General features: G+C 35.9%; 27 protein-coding genes and 5 pseudogenes. 21 read left to right on the top strand and 11 right to left on the bottom strand.

All coding sequences use genetic code 11. From position 1 onward, the window contains the following. Positions 1–12: 12 nt before the first annotated feature. The 6 genes from NSQ12_RS10695 (at position 13) to csaA (ending at position 3812) form a co-directional block, all read left to right on the top strand. A complete protein-coding gene (locus NSQ12_RS10695) occupies positions 13–495 on the top strand; it encodes a GyrI-like domain-containing protein (protein WP_014480008.1) in 483 nt (160 codons plus the stop codon). Between the two features lie 34 nt (positions 496–529). Further along, positions 530–1273, top strand: coding sequence for an MBL fold metallo-hydrolase (locus tag NSQ12_RS10690; RefSeq protein WP_339176684.1), 744 nt, complete (start codon positions 530–532; stop codon positions 1271–1273). Positions 1274–1278: 5 nt separating this feature from the next. After that, positions 1279–1854, top strand: a complete 576-nt coding sequence (locus tag NSQ12_RS10685; RefSeq protein ID WP_017697555.1) for a TetR/AcrR family transcriptional regulator — start codon at positions 1279–1281, stop codon at positions 1852–1854. Positions 1855–1931: 77 nt separating this feature from the next. Then, entirely contained in the window at positions 1932–2675 is a 744-nt protein-coding gene (locus NSQ12_RS10680; protein ID WP_339174719.1) for a GNAT family N-acetyltransferase, read from the top strand. Positions 2676–2689: 14 nt separating this feature from the next. After that, positions 2690–3415 carry a helix-turn-helix domain-containing protein gene (locus NSQ12_RS10675; protein WP_080316886.1) on the top strand — a complete coding sequence of 242 codons (726 nt, stop codon included), beginning with the start codon at positions 2690–2692 and terminating at the stop codon, positions 3413–3415. A gap of 64 nt (positions 3416–3479) precedes the next feature. Continuing rightward, a complete protein-coding gene (gene csaA, locus NSQ12_RS10670; protein ID WP_014480003.1) occupies positions 3480–3812 on the top strand; it encodes a chaperone CsaA in 333 nt (110 codons plus the stop codon). 249 nt (positions 3813–4061) lie between these two features. Here the strand turns inward: csaA and NSQ12_RS10665 are convergent, their stop codons facing one another. Continuing rightward, complete coding sequence (locus NSQ12_RS10665) at positions 4062–5498, bottom strand: flavin monoamine oxidase family protein (protein ID WP_339174716.1); 1437 nt, start codon at positions 5496–5498, stop codon at positions 4062–4064. A gap of 128 nt (positions 5499–5626) precedes the next feature. Here NSQ12_RS10665 and NSQ12_RS10660 point away from each other — a divergent pair, with 128 nt between their 5' ends. From NSQ12_RS10660 to NSQ12_RS10645, 4 genes and pseudogenes are all read left to right on the top strand, one after another. After that, entirely contained in the window at positions 5627–6184 is a 558-nt protein-coding gene (locus tag NSQ12_RS10660) for an SMI1/KNR4 family protein (protein ID WP_029318053.1), read from the top strand. Positions 6185–6282: 98 nt separating this feature from the next. Next, a pseudogene (locus tag NSQ12_RS10655) lies at positions 6283–6438 on the top strand (T7SS effector LXG polymorphic toxin); the annotation flags it as partial. Beyond that, positions 6433–6605, top strand: a pseudogene (locus tag NSQ12_RS10650) (hypothetical protein); the annotation flags it as partial. The pseudogenes NSQ12_RS10655 and NSQ12_RS10650, both read left to right, overlap by 6 nt. Before the next feature lie 222 nt (positions 6606–6827). Further along, complete coding sequence (locus tag NSQ12_RS10645; protein WP_021481449.1) at positions 6828–7028, top strand: hypothetical protein; 201 nt, start codon at positions 6828–6830, stop codon at positions 7026–7028. 153 nt (positions 7029–7181) lie between these two features. Here the strand turns inward: NSQ12_RS10645 and NSQ12_RS10640 are convergent, their stop codons facing one another. From NSQ12_RS10640 to NSQ12_RS10605, 8 genes and pseudogenes are all read right to left on the bottom strand, one after another. After that, positions 7182–7325 carry a hypothetical protein gene (locus tag NSQ12_RS10640; RefSeq protein ID WP_153801665.1) on the bottom strand — a complete coding sequence of 48 codons (144 nt, stop codon included), beginning with the start codon at positions 7323–7325 and terminating at the stop codon, positions 7182–7184. After that, entirely contained in the window at positions 7315–8445 is a 1131-nt protein-coding gene (locus tag NSQ12_RS10635; protein WP_032725937.1) for a tetratricopeptide repeat protein, read from the bottom strand. Before NSQ12_RS10635 ends, NSQ12_RS10640 begins: the two co-directional genes overlap by 11 nt. A 133-nt stretch (positions 8446–8578) precedes the next feature. After that, positions 8579–8725: pseudogene (locus tag NSQ12_RS10630) on the bottom strand (phage holin); the annotation flags it as partial. An 805-nt stretch (positions 8726–9530) separates the two neighbouring features. After that, positions 9531–9905 carry a YoqO family protein gene (locus NSQ12_RS10625; RefSeq protein ID WP_021481445.1) on the bottom strand — a complete coding sequence of 125 codons (375 nt, stop codon included), beginning with the start codon at positions 9903–9905 and terminating at the stop codon, positions 9531–9533. Between the two features lie 274 nt (positions 9906–10179). Continuing rightward, a pseudogene (locus tag NSQ12_RS10620) lies at positions 10180–10438 on the bottom strand (SOS response-associated peptidase family protein); the annotation flags it as partial. 144 nt (positions 10439–10582) lie between these two features. Continuing rightward, complete coding sequence (locus tag NSQ12_RS10615; protein ID WP_339174711.1) at positions 10583–10948, bottom strand: hypothetical protein; 366 nt, start codon at positions 10946–10948, stop codon at positions 10583–10585. Positions 10949–10976: 28 nt separating this feature from the next. Then, positions 10977–11894 carry an SAR2788 family putative toxin gene (locus tag NSQ12_RS10610; RefSeq protein ID WP_339174709.1) on the bottom strand — a complete coding sequence of 306 codons (918 nt, stop codon included), beginning with the start codon at positions 11892–11894 and terminating at the stop codon, positions 10977–10979. Positions 11895–11913: 19 nt separating this feature from the next. Then, complete coding sequence (locus tag NSQ12_RS10605) at positions 11914–12819, bottom strand: S8 family serine peptidase (protein ID WP_339174707.1); 906 nt, start codon at positions 12817–12819, stop codon at positions 11914–11916. A 320-nt stretch (positions 12820–13139) separates the two neighbouring features. Between NSQ12_RS10605 and NSQ12_RS10600 the strand changes: the two genes are divergently transcribed. The 5 genes from NSQ12_RS10600 to NSQ12_RS10580 all read left to right on the top strand — a co-directional run bounded on the left by NSQ12_RS10600 (position 13140) and on the right by NSQ12_RS10580 (position 17292). Further along, the gene (locus tag NSQ12_RS10600) at positions 13140–14144 is read left to right on the top strand and encodes a hypothetical protein (protein WP_192852128.1); all 1005 of its coding nucleotides are present in this window, start codon (positions 13140–13142) and stop codon (positions 14142–14144) included. Between the two features lie 165 nt (positions 14145–14309). Then, entirely contained in the window at positions 14310–14537 is a 228-nt protein-coding gene (locus NSQ12_RS10595; protein ID WP_124048207.1) for a helix-turn-helix transcriptional regulator, read from the top strand. Between the two features lie 92 nt (positions 14538–14629). Then, positions 14630–15592 (top strand): DUF4062 domain-containing protein, encoded by a 963-nt coding sequence (locus tag NSQ12_RS10590; protein ID WP_339174705.1) that lies wholly within the window; start codon positions 14630–14632, stop codon positions 15590–15592. A 296-nt stretch (positions 15593–15888) separates the two neighbouring features. Further along, positions 15889–16848, top strand: coding sequence for a DUF4062 domain-containing protein (locus NSQ12_RS10585; protein WP_144500925.1), 960 nt, complete (start codon positions 15889–15891; stop codon positions 16846–16848). A 48-nt stretch (positions 16849–16896) separates the two neighbouring features. Continuing rightward, complete coding sequence (locus tag NSQ12_RS10580) at positions 16897–17292, top strand: UPF0715 family protein (RefSeq protein WP_339174703.1); 396 nt, start codon at positions 16897–16899, stop codon at positions 17290–17292. 9 nt (positions 17293–17301) lie between these two features. Here the strand turns inward: NSQ12_RS10580 and NSQ12_RS10575 are convergent, their stop codons facing one another. Then, positions 17302–17532 carry a hypothetical protein gene (locus NSQ12_RS10575; RefSeq protein ID WP_277737202.1) on the bottom strand — a complete coding sequence of 77 codons (231 nt, stop codon included), beginning with the start codon at positions 17530–17532 and terminating at the stop codon, positions 17302–17304. 112 nt (positions 17533–17644) lie between these two features. Continuing rightward, positions 17645–17746, bottom strand: a pseudogene (locus NSQ12_RS10570) (hypothetical protein); the annotation flags it as partial. A 30-nt stretch (positions 17747–17776) separates the two neighbouring features. On the opposite strand from NSQ12_RS10570, the gene NSQ12_RS10565 reads away from it, so the two are divergent. The 6 genes from NSQ12_RS10565 to xynA all read left to right on the top strand — a co-directional run bounded on the left by NSQ12_RS10565 (position 17777) and on the right by xynA (position 22210). Continuing rightward, entirely contained in the window at positions 17777–17992 is a 216-nt protein-coding gene (locus tag NSQ12_RS10565; RefSeq protein WP_124048211.1) for a hypothetical protein, read from the top strand. Positions 17993–18071: 79 nt separating this feature from the next. After that, entirely contained in the window at positions 18072–18956 is an 885-nt protein-coding gene (locus NSQ12_RS10560) for a DUF5677 domain-containing protein (protein WP_131227496.1), read from the top strand. A 48-nt stretch (positions 18957–19004) separates the two neighbouring features. Beyond that, positions 19005–19493, top strand: a complete 489-nt coding sequence (locus tag NSQ12_RS10555) for a hypothetical protein (RefSeq protein ID WP_131227495.1) — start codon at positions 19005–19007, stop codon at positions 19491–19493. Positions 19494–19513: 20 nt separating this feature from the next. Further along, positions 19514–20023 carry a super-infection exclusion protein B gene (locus NSQ12_RS10550; RefSeq protein WP_339174698.1) on the top strand — a complete coding sequence of 170 codons (510 nt, stop codon included), beginning with the start codon at positions 19514–19516 and terminating at the stop codon, positions 20021–20023. A 22-nt stretch (positions 20024–20045) separates the two neighbouring features. Continuing rightward, positions 20046–20915 (top strand): hypothetical protein, encoded by an 870-nt coding sequence (locus NSQ12_RS10545; RefSeq protein WP_124048215.1) that lies wholly within the window; start codon positions 20046–20048, stop codon positions 20913–20915. 653 nt (positions 20916–21568) lie between these two features. Next, entirely contained in the window at positions 21569–22210 is a 642-nt protein-coding gene (xynA, locus tag NSQ12_RS10540; protein ID WP_015714073.1) for an endo-1,4-beta-xylanase XynA, read from the top strand. The last annotated feature ends 320 nt before the right edge of the window (positions 22211–22530 follow it).

Raw genomic sequence — 22530 nt, 5'->3', positions numbered from 1 at the left:
GGAGGAGATCGTATGGGCTTTTCACATATAACACACTTAGACCGGAAACGATTTGCCGGACTGTCACAACGGACAAGCAACGCACTGGAAATGACGGAAGAAAGGAGGATTCCGGCACTGTGGGATCAATTCTGGAAGCAGGATATGAGCGCTCTTTTATCACAGGCTGAAAAAGACAAGAGCATTATTGCCTTATATTCGAATTATGAACAAGAGACGAATGGGTTTTATACGTTTTCAGTCGGAACGTTTCAGGAATACGACGACATTCTTCCGGGACCATATGAAAACATTGATTTGCCGGCTTCCGCTTACGCCGTTTTCACTTCCAGAATCGGTCCTATTGAAGAGATTGTGCTTGAAACGTGGAAGGAAATTTGGACTTGGGATAAGCGGCATCTGCGCACGTTTACAGGTGATTTTGAGATGTATGATCAAAGTGCCGCAGTGCCACAGCGAGCACAAGTTAACATTTATGTAGCGATAAAAAAATAATAAACTCTCGAAAAACTAATGGTGTTAGTTAATAATAAAACTAACGTCATTAGTTTTTGTTAGGAGGAATAAAAAGAAGAGAATTACTCAGTACCAAACGGTTTGGCAGCTGACTTTTTTTCCAGCATTGTTTCCGGTTAATTGCTATTTAGTAGAGGAAGAAAACGAAGTCACCCTTATTGATGCCGCACTGCCAGGCAGCTATAAAGGGATTATTCAAGCTGTGAATCAGCTTGGAAAACCGCTTCAGCATATTTTACTGACTCATGCACATGGGGACCATGTCGGATCACTGGATACATTGGCACAAACATTTCCGCATGCAAAGGTCATGATCTCGGAACGGGATTCATTCTTGCTCCAAGGTGACACATCCTTGCGGCAAGATGAGCCGCAGACGCCTATAAAAGGAGGTATTCCGAAACACATACAAACAAAGCCTCACCAACTGCTGACGGGCGGTGAAACAATTGGTTCTCTGCTTGCCATTCCAACACCGGGCCATACACCGGGCAGCATGTCATTTCTTGATACAAGAAACGGCACTTTAATAGCAGGAGATGCGTTTCAGTTGCGCGGAGGAATCGCTGTATCAGGTCAGATAAAATGGGCGTTTCCTTTTCCCGCTTTCGCCACATGGAATAAGGAGGAGGCCATCAAAAGTGCACAATTGCTCGCAGATAAGGCGCCTTCCTGTCTCGCTGTCGGACATGGAAAATTCCTGCGATCACCTTCAGAGCGGATGAGACAGGCGATCCAAAAAGCAAAGAAAGGATGATGAGCATGTCACCGAGAATAGGTTTGACCCAAAAAATGATTGTAGACGCTGCAGCAGAGATTGCCGATCAGGAAGGGGTAAATGGTGTCTCACTTGCCGCACTTTCTAAAAAAATGAATGTTCGCCCCCCGTCATTGTATAACCATATCAACGGGCTGCAAGCGATCAGAGCAGAACTTGCTGTCAGAGGACTGACAAAGCTTTTTGATCAAATGGCGGACTCCGTAACCGAACGAAAGGGAGATTCCGCTATGCTTTCTTTAGCTCATGCATATGTTGATTTTGCAATTGAAAATCCCGGATATTATGAAGCGGCTCTGCTTAAGGTTCAGGACAAACGGACGGAAATCGTCTCTGACCAAATTGTCTGTCTTGTGACGAAGCTGCTCATTGAAAACGGCTATGCAAGTGAAAAGACTGCCATTCATGCGACAAGGGGGCTCAGAAGCCTGCTGCATGGCTTTACTGCTTTAATCGCAAAAGAAGCATTTGAACGTGAGGAGGACATTTTAGAAAGCCTGTCATTTTCAATTAGGACATTTTTGTCAGGATTATTAATAAACAATAAAAATATTATGTAAACAAATAAATGGATGTCTTATATTTCTGAATATTGTATAATATCAAGGGAGTATACATAGGGGAGAGGCATTATGCAATGGATGACATTCACAAGATTGAACGATTAGCGGCAGCTTCATGGCCGGCTTATTTTCAAAAAAGCATAGGGCAATGGCTTCTCAGAGCGAATTTTGGCGTAACCAAAAGGGCAAATAGCGTATGGACGTCTGCGGATATGCCTGAAGGGGATTTTCAGCTAGAGGCCGAACTTTTTTATCAAAGTTTAGGCTTACCTGTTTGTTTTCATATTAGCAACGCATCACCGAAAGGGCTTGATGACGCATTGGCAGACAGCCGTTATGAAAAGGTAGACGAGTGCTTCCAGATGACAGCGTTGTGCCGGTCAATTATGAGCCGAACAAATGACAACAGCCGATTTACATACAAGTGGGAACAAGAGCCATCATCTGTTTGGATAGATGAATTTTTTCAATTAGAAGGGTTTTCACCCGAGCGTCACAAAGGTTACAAACACATTTTCGAACGCATGCCGCCGTGTAAAACTTTTTTCAAGATGTATGACAAAGAAAGCCTGACAGCGCTTGGCACGGTTTCTGTCATTGATGGTTATGGCGGACTTAGTAATATCGTTGTAGCTGAGGAGCACAGAGGAAAAGGGGCAGGAACCCAAGTGATCAGGGTGTTGACTGAATGGGCAAAAAACAACGGAGCGGAACACATGTTTTTACAAGTGATGAAAGAAAATCTGGCGGCAGTTTCTTTATATGAAAAAATCGGATTTTCGCCTATATCGGAACACCATTACCGGATTAAAAGATGACCAAAGGAAGGGGGTTGCTGATGGATTCGCTTCAAGAGATGATTTGCGAAAAACGGACATACACACGCCTATATCATTCACATAAGCACGCGTACAGCCAATTTCTTTTTCCGCTTGAAGGGAGTATAGATCTTGAGACTGAGGGGCGCCAGGTGAAATTAAATCCGGATCATTTTTTATATATTCCGCCGCAGTGCGAGCATCGCTTCCGTTCTATCGGAAGAAATGAATGTCTTGTACTAGATGTTCCGCTTCATGCAATGAAAATTGATGAGTATCGTGCAGGATCGGGAATTGAAGCTGCACTCGATCCTTTCTGGTCTTCGATCAGGTACTTGCTGACAGAGGAAGCAAAGGCCGGAACAGCCAACTCGCTTCATATGCTAGTACAATACATAAAAGAAAAGCTTCAATCCCATAGCTATGCCTCAATTGCATACATTCACAGCCATTTATTTGAGCGGCTGACGATTAAGAAGCTGGCAGAAATCGAGCATTATCACCCAGCTTACTATTCAAGCTGGTTCAAAAAACAGACAGGGAAGTCCCCGCAGAACTATATTGCCGACCTTCGCCTTGAGGAAGCAAAACGAATGCTGATGGAGAGAAATGAAACTCTTACCGTCGTGAGCGAGGCGCTGGGCTTTCAAAACCTTTCTTCTTTTACAAGATGGTTCACGAAAAGCACAGGAATGCCGCCCCGCCTGTATCGAAACACCTTATATTCAGATAAAAAATAATGGCTATTTGGTTAAACAAATCTTGAATATCTCCTTTACAATAGGAGAAAAAGGAGTTATTGATATGGCAGTCATTGAAGACTTTGAGAAATTGGATATCAGAACGGGAACAATTGTAAAAGCGGAAGAATTTCCTGAAGCAAGAGTACCGGCAATCAAGCTTGTGATAGATTTTGGGACTGAAATCGGCATAAAACAATCGAGCGCACAAATCACGAAGCGTTACAAGCCGGAAGGTCTCATCAACAAGCAAGTCATAGCAGTCGTGAACTTTCCGCCCCGCCGAATCGCCGGATTTAAATCGGAAGTCTTGGTCCTCGGCGGCATACCCGGCCAGGGCGACGTCGTCCTTTTGCAGCCGGATCAGCCTGTCCCAAACGGCACAAAAATCGGATAACGCAAAAAAAGACGTTTGCCTAAGGCAAACGTCTTTTGCGTATTGAGGCGATGCACCACACGCCACATTCGTGTGTGCCATAAAGGCGTGTACATCGGCTTACACAATTCAGCTCATCGCTATATGAATATAGCATGGAGGGCGAAGGAATGCAAGGATTACTTTGTTTTTGTGATTGAATTTGTCCGTCTAATCAAGATCTTATTATATGAAATGTAATAATCTTTTAGTACAGAAGGTGAGCATGATCTAAGGTAAGCGATTGACCTCATAAGCAACACGTATTCCAGATTCAATCGCGCCTTGCATCCACGCATGAGTGAGTGAGGCGTGTTCTCCGGCGAAATGAACTCTGCCCTCAGGGACAGGAATATAGGGATACAGCTCTAATTCTTGTCCTGGTTCGAAAGCTGTAAAACCTCCCGCAGAATACGGGTACTGGCTCCAGCTAAAAGAAGTGCCAGACACAAATTCAGACCACACAATATCACCATAGATTTCAGATAAATTCAGTAAAGTATACTGGATTCGCTCTCCTTCTGAAAGACTGTCCCATATCAGTGCCTCATCAGCCCAAGTATAACTGGCCAGAATGACGGCATGTCCATTTGCTCCAATATTTCTGCTTGGATAATACGAAAAACGAATCGGTAGATCAGTAATAGATTTGCCGCCGCGCTGCCCGGCTTTTTCCCAAAATCGGCTTTTAAACTCTATGCCGATTTTTGTTGCACTGATATAGTTTAGCTCACGGATTGCCCTCCGTTTATAGTACGAGAATGAATGGTATGGTTCGACTTTTACAAATCGCAATGTTGAAAAAGGAATGGTTACAATAGCGAGATCAGCTGTGAATGATGTGAATTCTGCCGTTTGTTGATGCTGACAATGGATCGTAACACGATTTTCACCCTGAGAAATTTTCATCATTTTTTGATGGTATAGAATGTTTGTTTTTAATTGAGGAAGAAACGCGTGAGGCAGCAGATCCATGCCGCCAGTTATCTCATAGAAGTGAGCGGGTGAAGAAAAAAAGATAGATTCCCGCAATACTTCAACAAGGGACATCCCCATATACGCTTCCATATCCAAAAGTACACCGATCATATCGATCGCGCCATATGAAAAATACGTGTTTAAAAAAGAGCTTAACGAATGATTTTTGTATTGCTCTTCGACAATCCGCCAATTTCTCGCTGGATTTTGATTGATAAAATTTAGAATAGGCTGCAGTAAAGAAAGCATCAGCTCTTCAGACGTTTTCCCTTGTTCATTTGGTGCAACTGGGTATCTCAATATTCCAGGAGCTCGCTCAAAAACTTGGAGACGTGTTTTGATTCCATTTGCATAAATGATGTCCATAGGGGTTCTATTGATAAATACATTTGTTGGCAATTTGAATTTTTTTATATACTCTAAGGTTAACGAATGGTTATTCGGTATGCGCATCGGGCCAGGGTTGAAATACAAATCATCACTAAAGGGAGATCTTAAAGTGCAGACACGGCCGCCCGCTCTGCCGCTCGCTTCGAGAATCGTTACTCTGTGACCGGCATTTTTCAGCAAAGTTGCTGATACAAGCCCGGACAATCCAGCTCCTATAACAAGAATGTGCTTTGGAGGCTGCGATGCGCTAAGGCCATTTCTAATGATCTTTACCATGTCATCATTCATTAGAGAATTCACTTTTTTGGAGGCACCTCTTTTTAGAATTTATTGCATTATATTCATTGAAAAGAGCGCCTATCACGATCTGTCCACAACTTTTGGAATTTGAAAGGTTATTGTTAAAAGGAAATAAAGGGGTGATGTATGTGACTAACTTTGTTCATAAGACTGTAAATGGCTTGAAAAGTCTTTTAGATGAAAAAGGAGCCATTCAATTGTTTTGTTCTGAAGGAGATACCATGGAATGCCTTGTTACTTTTTCACCGGACAAAGCAACCCTTAACGACATTCAAAGCTTTGAAGCTAAACATCAGATTACACTTCCAGAGGATTATCAGAAGTTCATGACACTGCATAACGGTGCGAAAATTTTTGAGATTCTTTCTGATGGGGAGAATATAGGTGGAGGACTTCAGCTATTTAGCCTTGAAGAGATTGAAGAGGAGTTAAAATATGAGGATTTGTTTGAAGATATCAATGGTATTCCAATTGGCTACTTATTGGAAGAATGCCATTTAATGATCGATAAAGATAAAGTGAACCAAGGTGATCCCAACTATCTCTATATATTTGAAAGTGGTTTAGAATATAATCCATTAAATTTAAACTTTGAAAAATTTTTAGACCGGTATATATTGGCCAATGGGGAACCTTTTTGGGATTGGCGCTACTATACCGCAGAAAATTATTATAGAACAAGATAGTGTGATGTATAAGACAGTCATTTTGGCTGTCTTTTTCTGTTATTCAAATAGATTACTGTGGTAAAATTTACATAGAGTAGGCTTGAAAGGAGAATGAAATGAAGGTATTTGAAGCTGATTCATTGCTCTCAGAAGCAGACAAAAGAACTAAAGAGTACAAGGAACTAAGGTCGCAAATGGTGAAGCTTAAAAAAGCGTTTAAGTCTGTAGCTGACCTAGATGACACCGAGTTTTCCGGTAAGGGTGCAAACAACAAAGCTGGTCGAACAATCAGCCTGGGTATTGGATACAGTAAAGATGATCTTGGTGGTGGATTTCACCGAGCCAAAACAATTCGAAAGCGATTCTTAGAGCAGTTTCTTATACATCTGCTGGTACTGCGCTTCACAGAGCAGGGCTGACTGGTGGACATACATCATAAAGTTAAGATGATAAAACTACAATGTTAATTTGCTAATTTTAATAGAGAAACATAACGTATTCTGCCACCATACACTATGGTTTTACTAGACACAGAGGACATCTTTTCTTATACCATTAGACACAGTATGGCTTACTTATTTTTACTTAAACAGTTGGAAATGGTTTTTTCATCTGAGATAATAAAACCTACTTTTCTCATAAATAAACGAGGTGAAAATCAATGAATGGGATAGAATTTTTAGAATCTGTGTCACAACTGGGACAAATAATTTTATTGTTCTCCGGCTACGCCTTTTATTGGAGATTGAGTAAAATAAAAAGAGAACGAAGACTTACAAAATATGAAACTTTTCTTAGGTTCTTCGTAATGTTCGGCATATTAGCATGGGGGCTTTCGTTTCTTGCTTTGCATATGTGGTAACAAACTTTCCATTAAAATTTTATTTTGAAGACAAAAGACCACACTGACTGTATTTCGTAGTGCGGTCTTTTTAGTTTAATTAGCTAATGATTAATCAAGAGTTGACAAATTAGTAGCACCCATTGCTCGGTAATGTTTCTAATGGGTTAAATATTAAACAAAAAACTTGGTCGGTTGAATAGAAGTAATATTCCTTTTAGCTTCATGGAACTCTTTGTCATTCGAGGATGAAAAGCCACTAAAAATTGCTAATCCAACGACAACTGACAAGGTGGCTAATGCAAGTTTAAATTTCATATAAACACTCTCCTCTTTGTATTTGGATTCGGGCATCCACCATGACGTCAAAAAAGGTGGTTGAGTTTTCAAATTGCCCTATCTCCTTACAATAATTAGCCGTGTCGAGTGCTAATTCCTCTAAATCTGGATACATTACATTATCTTTAAGTACAGAAAAAGTTCGGAAAACTGTGCGTTTATCTATAGAGTCGATATATAAAGCCTTTAAGTAATTAAACTCAGCAACTAAGACATCATCGTTAATGGCTTGTGCTTTCTCGATTCCTTTTTTATAAAGAATAAAGGCTTTTTCAATATCCTTCATTTTGAAGTAAATTTGTGTCAGTGTAAATAACGTATGAGGGAGAAGGTCACTTTTATCGTTTTCGTACAATGAGACTGCTTGTTCAATATATTCAGCAGCTTTGTCATACTCTTTCATCTTATAATAACAGTTCCCCAAATTATATAACGATGCACCAATTAGTTTGTGCTTGTTTATAGCTTTCGAATCTTTTAATGCTCTTTGAAGATGCGGAACTGCTTTTTCATGACTTTCCAGATCATCAAAGTTGCCTGCTACAACAAAAGCACATTGTATTCGGCGAACAGTATAAGTTTTTTGGTCTTTATAAATGTTAAGGGCTGCTTCAGCATAGTGCATTGATACATGGGTTTGTTTCATGTGATAATACACTTCAGCCATTTTGAAATAAAACTCAGCTCGTTCAATTTCGTCTGTTACTAAAGCGAGCTTTTTCTCAGCAATTTTATATGACCTTATTGCTTTTATATAATCCTTCTTATCAAATTCGTACATTCCTCTAAAGAAATTGCAGTAATATTCCAGGACACCTTTAAGCTTTGTTTGACTGCTTTCGATCTTTTCTAATAAGTCTGAAATTTTAGGGCGTTCTTCATTCAATGACTTAGGTTCAAGGTAATCCAGCATTAGCTGATGACGAAAACACATTAGAGAATAATACAACAATAAGTCTTGATCTTCCTTCATATGTTTTATTTCTTCTTCAACCTCTGCTTTTAATATCTCTGCATCTGGAACGGCGAACATCCGTATGTATTTATACCACTCATTGATTTTAACTCCTACTGTGGATGACGGAATTAATTGCTCCATTAAAATCCCTCCCTTTATGTATCTAATAGACTAAATATGTAATATTTTATCATATTTAAGTGTTTAAGGAAGATTAACGTTTTCTTAAAAAGCGAAAAAAATACCCTCCTCGATTAAGAGAAGGGTAGGGGTTTTATCTCGGTGAATCATAATCCATTGCTTGTTTACTATCAGAAATACCTTGAGTTGTTGAGTCAACAATGATACCCATTGCAGTTTAAAAAGTTAGAAGTGCATTAAATTTCTCTGTTAAATCGTCACCCAAAACCGACAAATCGTATAGTACACCTCTAACATGCGTATCGTAAAAATTTTTAAAGAACTAAAAAAGTCAGTAAACATAAGGGTTTTGACACTTTAATTAGTGAATAGAGGGCAAACGATCGTAATACATAAGTGGGAGTAAGGGGAAGGGGGTATTTTAAGCAAATATTGATGAATAAGAAGAGATTTGAAGAGGGAAAAACATTGATATTATAGGCTTTTACGATAGCGATTACGAAGTGAAAAAGGACGATTTTATGCGATATTAGGAAAATGTAAATTTGGGGAGGGTGTGGAAATAGAGGTGCTATGGGCACTTTTGTTCTTGTTTTTGAGTATTTGGATGTTAATATACCCCCTATATATTGGTAGTTAAATCCCTATATAATAGCTCTTATACCTGCATTTCAGTTACATATAATGGTTATGCTCGAATGCTTTATGGATGCATATATAAAAGTGAAAATCAAGAATGTTTTTAAAAAAAAGCAGAATAATTTCTGGCTTGAAATGGGATAGATAACTCTGTTTTTGATCGTTATCGTAACAGGAAAAATTAATACGAACACTTATTATAGCCTTAATAAGCAAAATGTTCTGAGTGAAGTACTACATATATTCAATCTTGTCTTTTTAATGGAAATGGAGCATCCATCGTTTTTTTATTTGGCCATATTTTGATCCCTTAATGATCTCGACTGATTAATCCTTATATGCAATATAAGATTTGGCCAAGTAATTGTTATTACTCAGCGGTAACAGAAGAGAAGGAATTAGGGAAAGCATTTGATTTCATACATAAGAGACCACAAGGCAAAGAGTTAAGACTCTTTACCATGAGGTGTTTTCCTTAACCAATTCGCAATAAGTTTCATTAAATTTACTGCAATAGATACCAAAACAATGATCAAAGCGATCTCAAGTAAGATGATAAGTCCAATATTTAAGTCAAGCCTATCAAAGTAATCACCGCTAAAGGAAATGAGTTGATAAATACCTAGCATTAGAGCTATAAAGATTGCTCCTAAAACAATTAGAGATTTTTTAGAGAAATCCTTAGCATGTTCAAAATTATAAATTATTAGAAATACAAATAGACAAGCCATAGCAATCTCATGAGTCAACGAACCGCTTGCTGAAAATCCTTGCACAATTAAGGAAGCAATTAATCCAATTATTCCGATTATTTTTTTCAAGGTATCACCTGCTTTGTATGATCCTAGGTGCCAGCTTACCAATTAAAGGGGAATTTCTCAAGACCATGTACTTTAAAGTTAACTTAAAATCGAGATTTTAAACAGATAGGAGGAAATGAATGAATCAAGATATTCAGTTTTTAAAAGAACTTCAGCAAGAGTTGAAATATCAAGACAGCGACGGTCAAGCTTCACCGCGTTTCTGGACGGTGGGTGACTATGAGTGGGTGGAAGCTCGGGAAGAAAATGCAGAACGGTATTCTGTATACCTACCAGCGGGTATGATACAACGTTTGCTGACAAGTGGCTTTCGAAAGCTTGGTTTCTCGGCCAGTGTTTCGGCACGAGCATTAATCATCTTGTATCCGATCTTTTCATCTTTAGCCCAAGGAGGGATAAGGCCCCATCTAAGCTTGCCCAGACGGTTATTGGAGGTGATATTCACCTTCAGGTAAGAATTGATCTATGTTGAATTGCTTGATGATGTCATTGTACAAGCTTGATACAAGAAAAACAAAAAGGAGGGATGTGATGCAGCAAACAGTTGAGGTTAAAAAAGTTGAAGTATTGGTCAGGGGAATATGGAGAAAGAATAATCAATGATATTAATACTTAAATAGTCTTCTGATAGTCTTTACAATAATAAGAAAGCCCCCATACCGGGGGCTTGAAGCTGCCTAATAACCATTAAATCCCTTGATTTCAAAGTTTTCTGTATCGAGATTTAGGCTATTCAATTGCTTTAACAAAACCTCAAATTTTAAGCAGTCACCGTTTCTTAATTCTTCTGGAATATCTTCAGGATTTGCAATTTTCATTCCATTCTCAATCCACTGTTTTCGGTATAACTGAATTGCAGCGTCAATTAAATAATCTGGAGTTACAATAAAACCTAAGCTTACGTCATGATCTTCACTGTAGCCGTATTCAAAATCGCAACAAGGGCAGATTTCAAATGTTTTTTGATACTCACCATCATTGTTTAATGGGTTTTCACTTAATCCTCTATATCCGCAAATTAAACATGTATATAATTTAGTCATAGCAATCCCTCTTTAATATATATAGTTCCTATTGATTTTTATAATAATTATAACCAGCTTTTTTATTTGGATGTTTTGGCTTAAAGTACGTTATTATAGTATCTTTATTCCCTTGTCGTTCTACAGATAAGAATTCATTGGTCTTCTTATTATACTTATAATAACGATAATTGCCACCAAATTTTTTCTTGCTTCTTTTTTCAAGAACAGTTTTGCTAGTTACTTTTCCTAAAAAAGTTCGAGCTTTATTTAGATATTGGGATTTCGTAATGTTGCCAAATTCTTTTTTGTGCTTACGGTAGTGGTCGTCTAAATTTTTCATACTAACTTTACGGACAGCTTTTGAAGCAGATGTTTTAGTTCCATACTTTTTGGTTGCTTGTTTAACACTAGTTTTGCCGAATTTTTTAATAGCTTGTTTTATACCTATACGTGCAACCACGATAGCAATCCAAACTAGTGGGTACCAAGATGCATGTACTTCAGCAGTATTTACATTAAACTCTTCCCCAGTTTTCGTATCAGTTACAGTTGCAATGAAATCTCCATCATCATTTATATCTTGTAATTCAACATTAAATTCTCCATTGAAAACTTCTCCAGAATCATCTTCTGCTTCTGCAGAGACAACCATACTACTTGTGTCTAAATCTAGTTCTAACTCACCATCGACAGATAAATCATCTGTTTCAATATTTGTTTGGATTGTTGCTTCATTACCATTTATGTCGCTTTCTAATTCAACATTACTGTCATCAATAGATTCCCCAAATATCTCTTCAGTTTCTGAATCAATTTGGTCACTGTCAATTGTTTCTGTTGGTGTTTCATCAGTATCAATTAATTCTTCTTCATTGATATTTTGATTTGTTGTTGCAGAAACAAACTCTGTTCCTACGCTATAAAATACAAATACTGCGAGTAAAAAGCTAATAAAATATTTCAATTTATTTCTCCTTTTTATTTTATTGTGAGTGGAATTGTATTAAACCATAACCATATTCTTGATCAGGGCCTATTTTTCCTAAATCTTTGGCTGTGCTCTTTAAGCTTTTAATTACATCTTCTCTTTGAAAATGTGGATTTTCAGAAAGAATATTTGCTACAACACCTGTTGCAAAAGCTGTTGCAAATGATGTTCCATTAACGGTTTTTACTTCGCCTTTGGGATTGAAAACAGGAATTTGAACGCCTGGTGCAACAAAGTCAATCTTACCTTTTGCTGCAAATGGATCTCTTTTAAGGTTTTTATCAATAGAGGAAACAGATATAACATTTTTATATTTTGCCGGATAATCCGTTGAAAGACCTAATGTATTGCCAGCAGAAGCGATTACTATTATGTCCTTCTCAATTGCTTTGTTGATAGCATTTCTTAATCCCTTGTCGTCTTTTTGAAAGCCAAAGCTGAGATTGATAATGTCAACATCCTGTTTAATACACCAATTGATACCGTTAATTACATCATTGACTTCACCACCTCCTTTATCATTAAGAACCTTAACATCGAATAATCTCACTTGAGGAGATATTCCTTGAACTGTTTGTTTATTTAAAGGAGCCATAATAACACCCGCTATGGCTGTACCATGGCCTAAAGAATCTTTTGTAGTGGAATTATTTTTTATAGCATCATATGAGGTTATTGAACTATTTTCAAAAATAGACATAGAGCTATTAATTCCACTATCTAATACAGCTACCTTTATAGGACTCTTTGGAGAATAAAGTTTAACTTCTTTACTTGGGAACACAGTACATAATCCCCAGTTTGTTTTGCAGTCATCATTTAACAAGGTAATTAGAGAATACTTACTAGTGCAACCTGTTACGGAGAATAGCACAAGAAAAGTAACAAAAAACTTTTTCATTTAACAACCTCTTTCGTGTTACTTTTTAACTATTTTTCACATAGGTAAATAATACTCCATTTCCATATATAAGTAAAGATGGAAATAATAAATTTTGAATATTAAAATTTCTAAATATGGAAGGGTTGAATTTACAAGAGAATGCACGTAGTCGTTTAATGTTTATATATTAAGAAAGAAAGCGTACCGGCAACTGGAATTAGGACGCTTTTTTTATTATGGCTTCTAAATAAAACAACAATTTTATCTCAATTTAGTAGAGAGTTCCCTAAAATATGCTAAAATACCTTAAGAGTAAAAATTGGAAGGGGTGGTAGTCAATGGTTAAGAATAGAAATTTAGAAGCATTAAATTTATCTGAGGAGATACTACGTAATTTTGAATTGAATGAGATACCTACTCAGCATATTGTTTTAAAATGTTTAAGATTAGCACGTCTAATCAATGATTTCAATGCAGTTGAGTGGTTAAAATATGAAGCTAATGGCTTTGCAATAAATGAAGAAGGTTACTTAACTAGTGAAGCTTGGGAAGCTTGCGCAAGGTCTGGAAGGCGTTTTTTTACAGATGATCCAAAAAGTAAAGCCAAAAAACCTAAGAAAGTTGAAAAAGCCTTCACCGAAACAATTGCTGTTATGGAAGCGACAGTTGAAGCCTCAAAAGCTCGAATGAATGTAGCATATGACAGAGATATATCAATATCCTCTCAATCAACTATTTCACCTATTATACCTCCTGGTAATTCAGCTGAGCGAAAAAACTTAGCTAATGCTATACGAGAATTTACCCGGAAAATTGAAAAGGTAAAGTCTAGATTGTATGAGTACGTATTCAATTTAAATCATGAGTTGAAATTTGGAGAGATAACAGAGGATATTTTCAAACGAAAACGTAAAACTGTTGACACCGTTCTAAAAGAAATCTACCCTGAGGTAATTCAAAAATTTATTTCAGTATACGAAAACCTTAATTCAACTAATGATGAAGATTGGGCAAATGCAGTACATACCTGTAGAAGAATTATTAAAGAGGTTGCTGATTCTCTTTATCCACCATCAGACGAGCCTATTTCACTGTCTGGGGGAAAAATCATTAAAATTGGTGAAGATCAATATATAAATCGATTAATACAATATATTGATAGTAAGTCAACAAGTGAAAAATTTTCGTCCATTGTTGGATCACATTTAAAATTTATTGGTGAAAGGTTAGATGGTGTGCACGAGGCTGCAAACAAAGGAACTCATGCAGAAGTGACGCTCGATGAAGCAGAAAGGTACATTATCTATACTTATTTAGTTATCGGTGATATTTTATCTCTTTAAATTCAAGAAATGCAGTCATTTGGTAGATAACTATTAATTATGTAACCCCACCACAATTAAATATGTTCTAACGTGATTTAAGGAAAGGTCAAGGCAGATTGAAAGCCTTGGCCATTACTACAAATTTAATGATCATTATAAGTGATCAAAATTGAGGTGATAACAATGATTAAATCTAATTTAAAGCCCATAATAGACCAAAGAAAGATCAGTATCCGGAAACTTTCCAGGGATATTGATCACGAGTATCCGACTGTTAGAAAGCTTTACAATGACGAAATGGAGCGGTATCCAAGAGAGCTGTTAGATAAAGTCTGTACATACCTAAACATCAAGTTGCAGGAATTGCTGATATTCGAAAAAGGTCATAATCATATCGATCGCTTAGGATGAAAATGGTATACTAAAGTTACAAGGATAGGAAGTAATTACAAGTTTTCTAGGTCTACATAAAATCGTACTTTTATAGAAAAGGTGAATAGTCGATGAAGAAAAAACTACAGGTTTTCATCTCCTCAACATATACTGATTTAATTGAAGAAAGGCAAGCTGCTGTTGAAGCGGTACTTAACTCAGGACATATTCCAGCAGGAATGGAGCTATTTAAAGCTGGAGACAGATCTCAGAAAGAAACTATTAAACGTTGGATTGATGAATCAGATGTCTATATGTTGATTCTAGGCGGTAGGTATGGATCCATGGATGAAGAAACAAACAAAAGTTATACTCATTGGGAATACGATTATGCAGATACTGCAGGTAAACCAAGATTTGCAATTGTAATTGATGATGGGACTCTGGAACAAAAAGTTAGAGAAAACGGAATAGATGTATTAGAAAGAGAGAATTATCAAGCCTATAAAGACTTTAGAAAGACTGTTCTGAGCAAATTATCAAAGTTTTACAAAGATACTAAAGATATTAAACTTGCTATTTATGAATCAATTAAAGAGTATGAAAAAGATGACACTTTAATTGGGTGGATATCTGGTGAAGAATTTAACAATTTAGCAACTTTACAAAAAGAGCAGGCCAAACTTTTAATTGAAAACAAAAGAATTAATGAGGAATTATTAAAGTTAAAAGAGCAGGCTAATGCAGAGGAGAAGGTAGGTAGGTTTACTTACCATGAATTGAAAAATTATTTAGCTATAACATTATTAGATATTCCCGATTATGCACTAGAGGATAGAGAAAGCCGAGTAATATCCTTGCTTTCTGCTCTAAAAAAATTTCGTAACACATTATCGTTGGGTATTGTTAACAATGGCACTCTTAAAAACAATAAAAAATTTTTGTATTATAGACTAGCTCCTAAATTGTTAAGTTTTGGACTGGTTGAAAAAGTAGGATCTGGTGGCTCATTTCAGAGAATTCAACTTTCAAAAGCAGGGAACGAATTCTTAGCGAAAATGGAGTTAGAAAAGTTTCGTGAGAGTGTAAGTTAAAATAAAATCAATCTTTTATGGAAATGAGGTACTCAACTGTTGTCTAAGGAATACAAACCAATCCAGGGTATGAGGGATTATATGAGATAGCAATGGACGGATCGGTTAGAAGCTTGGAGCGATTCGGGATAGACGGCAGGCGTCTTAAAGGTAAAGATAAAACGCTATATGAAAAACCTAATGGTTATCCTTCTGTAAAGTTGACGAAGGGCGGAAAGACTATTAGCAACAATATTAAGTATCTAATAGATAAAATATTCAAATATAACCAATCTTATAACGAAAGGTGAATTTTCATGAATAAAAGATTGCAAGTATTTATATCCTCAACATATACTGATTTAACTGAAGAAAGACAGGCTGCAGTTGCAGCTGTCCTTAATGCTGGACACATACCCGCTGGTATGGAATTGTTTAAATCCGGTGATCAGTCACAAAAAGAGACAATAAAAAATTGGATTGATGAATCGGATGTTTATATGTTAATTCTTGGTGGTAGATATGGATCGATTGATGAAGAAACAAATAAGAGTTATACGCATTGGGAGTATGATTATGCAGAGAGTGTAGGAAAACCTAGATTTTCAATTGTAATTAGTGATGAAGCTCTGGATAAAAAAGTAAAAGAAAAAGGGCAAGATGTTATTGAAAGAGAACATTATAGTGAGTATAGACAATTTAAAGATACAGTATTAAGTAAAGTATCAAAATTTTATAGTGACACAAAAGATATTGAGTTAGCAGTGTTTGCATCGCTCAAAGAATATGAGAAAGATGAAAAGCTTGTAGGCTGGGTGTCTGGAAATGAAGTTGAAAGTTTAAAGAAAGTTAAAGAAGAAAATTACTCCCTTCTTAAAGAGAACTCAATTATCAAGGAAAAACTTGCTAAATTAGAAAAGAAATTCACAAAAGAAAATGAATTTGATGGATATTCATATAAAGATATTTTAACTTATTTAAATAATATAAAATTGAGTCTTCCTGATATAAATTATTACGAAGAAGTTAAGAACAGAGAACAATCTCTATTTAAGCTTTTTTATGTACATAGAAGCAATTTTACAATTGGAGTTGAAAATAGCGGTAATATGAGAGAATATGAAAGATTTTTATTTTTTGATGTTGCTCCAAAACTCATCCCGTTTAATCTTCTTGAAAAAACCAAGGTAGCTGCAAAGCCTTACCAAAGAATACAATTGTCAAAAAACGGTCAAAAATTTATTGCTAAATACGAGATGGAAAACTTAATAAAGTAAATGAACTACGATTTTAAAGGGAAATGTGAAACAAGTGGAGGTGTTGATTTGAGCATCAATCAAAAAGCGTTAGACAGTTACGCTTATACATTGGCATTTTCAAGTTTGTCATATGGTCTAATCTTTGGTCTGTATATGTTTGCTTACTCTGGTTTTATGACAATCGCATTAGTCACTATTGGCATCATAGGATTTTATGCTTTAATCACTTACTTGGTATTTGCTGTCCCTTTGCAAGTGTGGCTTAGAAGAAGGCCCAGAAAATTTAGTTTGAACAATTTTTTAATTTATATTGCAGTAGCCTTTTTAGCTGTGTTTTTGTTCTGGACTGTTGATTATCCGCCAAATTCTCTTACTGTATTCAGAAGCTTAAATTATTACATTATGAGTATTGTTGCAGGTCTTATTTATTGGTTTTGGGACTCCATATTCCTACGAAATTAACACATTAAGTTAAATCATGAATTTCACACCGTTTACAACAAGTAAGAAGGCTGCTGATCCAAACAGTAAATATCCGGACAGTTTTTGTTTGCTTAATATCGCTTCAACTCCGACTAATGATAAAAGGGCGGCAACAAATAATTGCAAAACAATCAACAATAATTCATTTTGATTGAACAATGAGTATACGCACAAGACTAATGCAATGCAAGAAACCGAAATTTTTGCAACTTTTAGCAAAGGTATCACTCCTTATGCGGTCATGAATTAACCTTAACACGATTACGCGTCTTAATCCGAGAGCATAAAGAATCAAGATAAAAGAAGTGTTTTAAACAAAAAGAGCATTAAACTAAATGCTCTTTTTCATACCGCATCGCCGACATTCACGCAAGAATATTCCACTCTTCACAGAGCTTTTGAACAAAGTGTAATCACAATTGTCGCAGTGGCCGTTACAAAATTATTTAAAAGAGGTTGATTTATGCCTTTGCTTGATTATTTTTATGTGCTGCAGTTTGAAAATAAGGAATACTTCAAATCATTTAAGTTAGATGAGGACGGTTATATGACATCTAACGACCTCCACCGGGCTTCTAAATTGCAAACAATGTATGAAGTCATTGAGGTAGCCAGTGAGCTTAAAACAAGATGTAATGTGCAATGTGAGGTAAGGGAAATCCAAGTCGTAAAGCGTTAGGAGTAATAGTTGTGTGACAACTTTCATGCAAGATTTATAAGAAGCAATTAATTTGGAATAAAAAATAGGAGACAAAGGGATGAAGAGAAGTTTAATAAACAGGAAGATAGATAAGGATATACAAAAAGAATTTAATGCAATTGGAAGGTTAATGGATTCGTTTGTAGATTATGGAGATATTATGTATAAACGGCTATATGACGAGTGTGGTGATAATGAGCTTAATGCACCTCTATTTACTCTTTTAGCCCACATATTAAATATGGTGGATGGAGCAGCCATTATGAGTAAAAAAGGTGCTTCAGAAGGAATGATACCACTATGTAGATCGATGTTCGAAGCAGCACTGTACTTTGAGTATATGTACACAGAACCGAAAGATAAGGGGGTTATAGCTTATCAGGTTCACAGCTGTTACCAGGAAATCAAATTAAGAGAAATGTTCGATTCAAGTACCAATAGTGGGAAAAAACACAGAGAAATCTTCACGAATGAATTTCCTAACTTTGATGAGGTACAGAGTATACCTGTGTCAGAATCGTGTAAGCATTTATATAATTTTTTGAAGAAAAAAGAGGTTCAAAATGTTAAAGATGCGTGGGATAAGAAAAAACCAAAAAATTGGTACTCACTTTATAGTAATCTGAGGAATTTAAGAGACCTTGCCAAATATTTAAATGCTGAAGCACGTTATGTCTTCTTATATAAGCGAGCATCAGAATTTATACATGCAGGGGCAACTATGAAAAATATTAAAGTAGGAAATGATGCTGGGGGGATATCACTAAGGAATTTTGAAGAAGTGCCATTTTACAGTTCAATGACCTTCACTATTATAACAGAAATTTTTATGTTAATTGGAAAAGAGGAATTTGCCTTTTGGTATATAAACAATGCGAAAAAGCAGGTTGAGAGAACATCTAGGTTGAATATTAATGTTGAGTATGAAATAGCAAAGCTTTAAAAATAGGATAGTAAGATAATCATTTTATTTCATAGCGAGGTTGTATATATGGGGCAGGATGGAGGAAAGTTAGTATTTAAAAGTTCAAGGCATGCTGATATAGCAGGAAAATTTGGTGAACAAATGATTCTTTTTTATTTATCCAGCAAGGGGTTTGAGTGTGTGAAATTTGATTATGTGGGGATTGATATCTTTGCTAGAAGTGAAGAGGGTGAAAACTGGGGAATATCAGTTAAATTTAAATCTCTAGTTGACGGAAAGCCCAGCATTGGAATTACTCAGAAAGCTCTTGAATCAGCTGAAAAAGCCTGTGAAAGATTAGGTTTCAAACCATTTATAGCTACAGTTTTTGAAAGAGGAGCAGACTTAATTGTCTTTTTTTGTTCAATAGAAATTTTTAAAAATATTGCAAATAAAAGTAAAATGAAGTATAGGCTAGATCTTAGAGAAGAGTCATGGAAAAGGTATAAATCTAATCCACATCTACAATTCTTCTGTTACACAAGGAACAATTTAAAAAGTAAATGGTTTGAATAAAATTTAAGGAAGAATATAAATTGGTTGTTAAAGAAATTGTAGATCTTTTAAAAGGGGGGACCCAACAGTTAGTAGGTTATATTATTTTTAGCCTGTTAGGAATCATAGTGTTTCAATTTGATTCATTTAGGGATATGAAGGTTAGTGAACCTTCATTAATTTTAATATTGTTATGCTTAGGCGCATTTAGTATGTTAATTTCTGTTCTTGGGATAAATTATTTAAACAACCTTGTTGCAAATAAAAAAGAAAAGAAGGAGAAAGAAAATCAGATATCATACCTTCATAATTTAACAAAAAAAGAAAAGAGTATACTTGGGGAGTTTATTTGGAATAAGTCTAAATGGCTCCCTTTACATAATGCAAATGGATCAGTTAAAAAACTAGAGAGCATGCAATTAATTCGTCAAATAAGTGAGCATCCTTTTGAGGAATCAAAATATGCATTCATAATAGAAGATTGGGTATATGAATATTTAAATGCAAACAAAGAATTATACTGGGTGTCAGCAAGTGAAATCTTTAAATGATAAAAAACGGAGAGTTCTGGAAATGAAAAATAATAATATTGACATGAGCAGTTTTATTCAAGGGGTTAAAAGCATAGAAGAATCAACAGAAACTATACATACTGCAATATCAAAATCAATTCAGCCACTGGTTAACCTATCTATAAGTATTAGAGAACACTTTAAACGCCCAGAAATACAAGAATCATTGACTAGAATAGCAGAAGGATTTATCGAAACAAAAGAGGACATTAAAAATTATAAAAAGGTGATATTTCTTCTGGGGTATCCACCTAGTGAAAGTACAGATATTCTTTTAATGCGACAAATAGGTCGTGAATATGTTGAAAATGGTGAATCTAATTTAAAAAGTATTATAGATGACATCATGAAAGACCATTACAATGCTCAAAGAATTGATGAAATTAAAAGGCATTGGGAAAATTATAGTCTTTTAAAAGAAAGACTGCCTTTATTAAGACAATCGTTAAATGCACATAATCTCGGAATGTTTGCTATATCCGTCCCCTCTATTCTGTCACAAATGGAAGGTATAGTAATAGATGGTTTTGATATTAAACAGAGAGTAACCGGCTCGAAATTTAAAAAGCTTTTAAAAATTTTATTTAATATTGAAGATGACGAGGATAGTAAAGGTGATGAAAATCCGTTCAACTTTGATAATATCATTGGAAAGTTTTATTTAAATTTTATATTGGAACAGTTTCAACATGGACAAGAAAATCTTTCAGATGTTAGTCGCCATGCGATTCTACATGGAGGAGCTAAACCGACTATGTATGCTAAAGAAGAAATTTCATTGAAAATGATAATGATGATGGATAACTTACTTTATAGAATCAATAATTTAACACAAGAAAAGAAAAATGAGGCTCATGTTATTTTAAGTTAATTTATGTTCTATATAACGGTTGAGTACGGTTTTATACTGTACTCAATAACTGAATAAAATAAGAATTTTAAAGATATTTATTTTGAATTGGAGGCTCGGTTACATTCCCAGTTACCCTGATTGTCAATTCTTATTTTTCTTTTTCAGAGTCCATTCAAATAACAATCTTGCAACTTCTTTGTAAAACTGATCTAAGCTATCATCCTCAAATTTTTGGTCAATAATTCTAATTGAGCAGTTCTTTCTTAGTAGAACCTTAATTGTTTTCTTCTTCAGTTCTTCATATTCTTCATAAATTTGCTTCCCTTCATTAGACAAGCGGCAGCTACAATGATTTCACAATCTCTAATGTATATCTCCTTTATACGAAATGGTCCGAATGGGGATTTATTACAAATATTACTCCATCTGAATTAGAAACAATAATTGTGATTCTGCGAAAAAAGGATCAGGATATGGCGGAAGAAGACCACTTATAATGTGTTTCTAGGAATTTGTAATTAAATTACAAATACTTTTAATATTCGCTCATGAATTCGTGGTATTATACTGAAGGGGACGATCAAAAGCTTTGGCGTTAGTAATGAAGAATGTTTTAAATATATACGGGTGCTACCTCAAAGTCGGAAAAAAATATTATAGGAGGTAATCATATGTTTAAGTTTAAAAAGAATTTCTTAGTTGGATTATCGGCAGCTTTAATGAGTATTAGCTTGTTTTCGGCAACCGCCTCTGCAGCTAGCACAGACTACTGGCAAAATTGGACTGATGGGGGCGGTATAGTAAACGCTGTCAATGGGTCTGGCGGGAATTACAGTGTTAATTGGTCTAATACCGGAAATTTCGTTGTTGGTAAGGGTTGGACTACAGGTTCGCCATTTAGGACAATAAACTATAATGCCGGAGTTTGGGCGCCGAATGGCAATGGGTATTTGACTTTATATGGCTGGACGAGATCGCCCCTCATAGAATATTATGTGGTGGATTCATGGGGTACTTATAGACCTACCGGAACGTATAAAGGTACTGTAAAGAGTGATGGAGGTACATATGACATATATACAACTACACGTTATAACGCACCTTCCATTGATGGTGATCGCACTACTTTTACGCAGTACTGGAGTGTTCGCCAGACGAAGAGACCAACTGGAAGCAATGCTACAATCACTTTCAGCAATCATGTGAACGCATGGAAGAGTCATGGAATGAATCTGGGCAGTAATTGGGCTTACCAAGTCTTGGCGACAGAAGGATATCAAAGTAGTGGAAGTTCTAACGTAACAGTGTGGTAACAGATCATCTTTAATCAGGGGTAGCTAACGGGCTGCTGATCGTTCCTTGAGAAGTTTTATAATCAATGATTATTAAAATCGTTAGTAATGGTTAAAGGTCGTTTTCTACTAGGTGAACGGCCTTGGCGTGCTGGAGGTAGGGTATTCTCCATCACTTTATACTAGGTAGGACTGTTAAGAACAGAGCAGGTTAGTTCCAAAAAGAACCCAACTTTAGGATACCCTTAGAGGATTGTATCAGATCGAACCAAGTTTTTTAATGTGACTAGTTATGTAAATTAAGAAAGAACCTGGTGAAATTGCCCAGGTTCTTTTTATAT

Source organism: Bacillus sp. PS95 (assembly GCF_037963565.1).
GTDB lineage: Bacteria > Bacillota > Bacilli > Bacillales > Bacillaceae > Bacillus > Bacillus subtilis.
This window is presented reverse-complemented; position numbering and strand designations above follow the sequence as displayed.